Source organism: Microbacterium sp. B19, from assembly GCF_000333395.1.
In the GTDB taxonomy this organism is placed as follows: Bacteria; Actinomycetota; Actinomycetes; order Actinomycetales; family Microbacteriaceae; genus Microbacterium.
The window spans coordinates 1-1,658 of record NZ_BADA01000074.1; the positions used below are offsets into that span (position 1 = coordinate 1).

The window sequence follows — 1,658 nt, forward strand, 5'->3', positions numbered from 1 at the left end:
GATCGTGTTGATCGATCCGATCGCCGCAGCCGAGGGTTCGATGCGGTCGACGAGTGGGATCACGGCCTCCTTGAACGGCATCGACACCGAGCATCCCCGGATCCCGAGGGCGCGTACTCCGCCGATCGCCGCGGCGATGTCGGTCGTCGTGAACGCCTTGTAGACGAAGTCGAGACCGAGCTCGGCGTAGAGGAAGTTGTGGAAGCGCGTCCCGATGTTCGACGGACGACCGGCGAGCGAGATGCAGACGGTGGTGTCCTTGCTCAATTCGGGCATGAGGGCCTCCGGGGGGTGTGGACGGTCCTTCGATCGTACGAGGCGGTGCGTGGGGCGAGCGTTCCCCGCACGGTTTCTCGGATTGAGGAAGCGCGATATTCCTCCCTACCATGCATACATGGTGAACAATGCGCGGGAACTCCCGACCGAGATCGTCGCGCGCGAAATCGACGCCACTCTTCGAACGGCGATCGGACGCGCTCTGAATGCGTGGGGGCGGTCCCAGCGCCTTCCTCCCCTGTCCTGGTCCGTCGACCATTGGGAGGGATACATCACGGTCGTCGGAACCCCCGACCGCAGGTCTCTGCGCAAGAAGTCGGCGGCGAATCGCTGGGCCACGAACATGAACCTCGAGCCGGTGAGCGGGCTGACGTCACGGTGGCACCTCACGACCGGCGAGTGGCACGTGGAAATACGCGGGTGGGACAATTGACGGCCCGATAGCGCAATTTCGACACCATGTATGCGTGGTATTGTCCCCCAAAGCGCTGGGGGGCCTCACGGTGGCGGCGCGCGACCGACGGCACGACCCACCCGGCAGAGATGCCCGCGAGATAGGTTCACCATGCATGCAGAGCCGTCGCCGTCCGAAGCGACCTGCCCGAAATGGTGCAACGGCGTACACGACCACGTCGACGGACGGGTGGTGTCGCACCGCAGCGATGCCTCGTTCGTCCCGGCCGTCGAACGGCGCCTCGAGCCCGACGGCGTCAGCTTCGATCGCGTCGCCGCGGGCGATCTCACCGTCGGGGTTGAACAGCGCTGGGGCGACACCTGGGTCTGGATCTCGCCCGAGGACAGCGTCCGACGCAGCCTCGTGCTGACCGTGGAGAGCGCGCATCGTCTGCATCGCACGCTGACCAGGATCTTCGAGGACCTGGTCCCCTGACCCGAGCGATCGGATCCCGCTCAGTTCCCGCCGCGCAAGAGCTCCGGCGTCGGAACCGGCAGGAGGTCGCCGACGGTCACCTCGAGGACGAGGGAGAGCGACACCAGCGTCTGCATGCGGGGGTTCGCCGCCGTGCCGGGGTTCGATTCGCCCTTCTCGAGCTTCTGGTACGTAAAGGTCGACAGCCCCGCCGCATGCGCGACACGTTCCTGCGTGAGGCCGACGCGAAGGCGCGCGTTCTGGAGGTTCAGTCCCAGGACCCGCGAGTACTCCGCCCACGAGTCGATCGAGCCGCCGCCTACCACGGGACCAGGTTGTCGGAATTCCACGTACACATCGCCCCGCCAGTGTGGCACGTTAACGATTCGTCATCACGCGCTCTCCGCCGTCGCTAGGATTCGCCTGACCTTTCGCATGACGAATCGATCGCAGGGCACGAGGCAAGAGGAATCCCGCGAACTCGCTGCTCAATTCCGCCACGACGCTGCGCGGT

The 1,658-nt window shown here is 65.8% G+C and carries 3 protein-coding genes and 1 pseudogene; 2 read left to right on the forward strand and 2 right to left on the reverse strand.

The genetic code is table 11. The features are described from left to right. Window positions 1-276: pseudogene (locus I5G_RS02570) on the reverse strand (shikimate 5-dehydrogenase); the annotation flags it as partial. Between the two features lie 118 nt (window positions 277-394). On the opposite strand from I5G_RS02570, the gene I5G_RS02575 reads away from it, so the two are divergent. Together I5G_RS02575 and I5G_RS02580 are read left to right on the forward strand one after the other, a co-directional pair. Continuing rightward, window positions 395-709 (forward strand): hypothetical protein, encoded by a 315-nt coding sequence (locus I5G_RS02575; RefSeq protein WP_022877656.1) that lies wholly within the window; start codon window positions 395-397, stop codon window positions 707-709. 132 nt (window positions 710-841) lie between these two features. Continuing rightward, the gene (locus I5G_RS02580) at window positions 842-1,165 is read left to right on the forward strand and encodes a hypothetical protein (RefSeq protein ID WP_187288791.1); all 324 of its coding nucleotides are present in this window, start codon (window positions 842-844) and stop codon (window positions 1,163-1,165) included. Between the two features lie 20 nt (window positions 1,166-1,185). Here I5G_RS02580 and I5G_RS02585 read toward each other — a convergent pair whose 3' ends face one another. Then, window positions 1,186-1,470 carry a helix-turn-helix domain-containing protein gene (locus tag I5G_RS02585; RefSeq protein ID WP_022877658.1) on the reverse strand — a complete coding sequence of 95 codons (285 nt, stop codon included), beginning with the start codon at window positions 1,468-1,470 and terminating at the stop codon, window positions 1,186-1,188. Between the last annotated feature and the right edge of the window lie 188 nt (window positions 1,471-1,658).